This window comes from Parafrankia soli, from assembly GCF_001854695.1.
Taxonomy (GTDB): domain Bacteria; phylum Actinomycetota; class Actinomycetes; order Frankiales; family Frankiaceae; genus Parafrankia; species Parafrankia soli.
Window position 1 is genome coordinate 1 of record NZ_MAXA01000128.1, and the last position, 2,269, is coordinate 2,269.

General features: G+C 69.4%; 3 protein-coding genes. All 3 read left to right on the plus strand.

The window, feature by feature from the left end; translation table 11 throughout:
* Positions 1-1,617 (plus strand): FAD-binding protein (locus BBK14_RS12650; protein ID WP_071062215.1); only part of this gene is annotated, 1,617 nt, incomplete at its 5' end.
* Positions 1,618-1,649: 32 nt separating this feature from the next.
* Positions 1,650-2,000 (plus strand): 2Fe-2S iron-sulfur cluster-binding protein, encoded by a 351-nt coding sequence (locus BBK14_RS12655; protein ID WP_071062218.1) that lies wholly within the window; start codon positions 1,650-1,652, stop codon positions 1,998-2,000.
* A 42-nt stretch (positions 2,001-2,042) separates the two neighbouring features.
* On the plus strand, positions 2,043-2,269 hold a 227-nt coding region (locus BBK14_RS12660), incomplete at its 3' end, for a Zn-ribbon domain-containing OB-fold protein (protein WP_241831436.1).

Here is a 2,269-nt window from a genome sequence, read left to right on the forward strand (position 1 = left end):
GTGGCCGCGGCGGCGAGCGGCCTGGACACGCTGGTGATCGAGAAGCAGCCGATGATCGGCGGGTCGACGGCCATGTCCGGTGGCGTCCTGTGGCTGCCGGACAACCCGCTCATGCAGGCCGACGACGTTCCCGACTCCCTCGAACAGGCGCTGGCATACTTCGACTCCGTCGTCGGAGACGCCGGTCCCGCGTCGTCGCAGCAGCGTCGGGTCGCCTACGTCACCGAAGGCGCCGCCATGGTCCGCTTCCTGCAGAACCTGGGCATGCGGTTCGAGCGGTGCGAGGGCTACAGCGACTATTACGCCGGGGTGGCGGGTGTCCGCGGCGGCAGCGCCCGCGGGCGCTCCCTCGAACCCGCGGTGACCGACGGCAAACAGCTCGGGCCGTGGTTCGACAAGCTGATGCCGGGCATGACGATCGCGCTCGGGATCGTCGTGATGACCCGCGAGGCGTCCGGACTGCAGATGGTCAAGCGGCGATCGAAAGCCATGCGCACCGCCGCCCGCGTCGGGGTGCGCACGGCCATCGGCCGGCTACGGCGCCAGACCCGGCTGGCCAACGGCGGGGCACTGATCGCCCAGACCCTGACGGCCGCACTCGCCGCCGGGGCGTCGATCTGGACGAACACCGGTCTGGTCGACCTGATCACCGAGGACGGCCGGGTCGTCGGCGTCGTCGCCGACCGGGACGGCCACACCATCCGGATCCGCGCCCGTCACGCCGTGCTGTTGAGCTCAGGTGGTTTCGGCCGTAACCCCGAGATGCGCAAGCGATACTCGAGGCAGCCGAACGACGGAACGTGGACCAGCGCCAACCCGGGTGACACCGGTGAGGCGATCGAGGCCGCCATGCGCCTGGGCGCCGCCGTCGACTTCATGGACGAGGCCCTGTGGATCCCGGCTTCCATCCAGCCCGGCGGCCGTCCGAGCATGCACAACGGCGAACGCTGCAAACCGGGTTCGATCATCGTCGACCGGGCCGGACGCCGGTACTTCAACGAAGCCGTCTCCTACATGGAGGCCGGCCGGCAGATGTACGCCCACAACGTAGACGGCGAATCCATCCCGAGCTGGCTCGTCATGGACGCCCGCCACCGGGCCCGCTACCTGTTCGCGTTCCGTCCCAACACCCCCGAGGAATGGCTCGCCAGCGGCTACATGAAGAAAGCCGACACGCTCGACGAGCTCGCGCGGGCATGCGGCATAGACCCCGTCGGTCTGGCTACCACCGTGACCCGGTTCAACACCTTCGCGAGACGGGGCACGGACCCCGAATTCCACCGCGGCGAAGGCGCCCACGAAAAGTACCAGGGCGACTACGGCAATAAGCCGAACGCGTCGCTTGCACCCGTCGAGAAGGCGCCGTTCTACGCCGTCGAACTCTACCCAGGCGACGTCGGCACCAGCGGCGGTCTCCTGTGCGACGAACACGCCCGCGTGCTCGACACCAACCACGACCCGATCCCCGGCCTCTACGCCGCCGGGAACTGCACTGCGTCGGTGATGGGCCGCACCTATCTCGGCGCGGGCGCCAGCATCGGCAACAGTTTCGTGTTCTCCTACATCGGCATGAAACACGCCGCCCGGGCCRCCTCCGAGGACCGGGTGGACACATGACCGCGAAAGGAAGGGGGCGGCCCCGAGGGCCGGTGGTACACGTCGACCCTATCGGCACCGACCTCGAACTCGAACCCGGAGAGACGATCATCGAGGCCGCGTGGCGACTCGGGTACCACTGGCCCACCGTCTGCCACGGCCAGGCCACCTGCACGGTCTGCCACCTCGAGGTACTCAGCGGCATCGAACACCTGACACCCCCCGACGACGACGAACGAGACGCCCTCGAACACCGACTCCCCGGCGCACACCGCCGTGACCTCACCCGGCTCCGGCTCGCCTGCCGAGCGCAGGCAACCGGCGACGTCACCGTGCGCAAGAACGGCGTGCGACGCCGCCGGCCCGTACCGACCGGCCCATTCCCGCACGTCGTCGACGAGTAGGAGCGCTGACCTATGGAGCACCCTCATACAGGTGGCGGTCGGGTGACCGGTGAGGACAGGCCCGTACCCGTGGTCGACGACGACAGTCGCGATTTCTGGTGCGGCGGGGCCGCCGGGCAGCTCCTGATCAGCGGGTGCACCGTGTGTGAACGGCTGTTCCATCCGCCAGCGCGGATCTGCCCCGGCTGCTATTCCCGTTCGATCGGGTCCCGGCCGGTCTCGGGCCGCGGCACCGTCGAGACCTACACGGTGGTGCGCCGCCCGTGGGT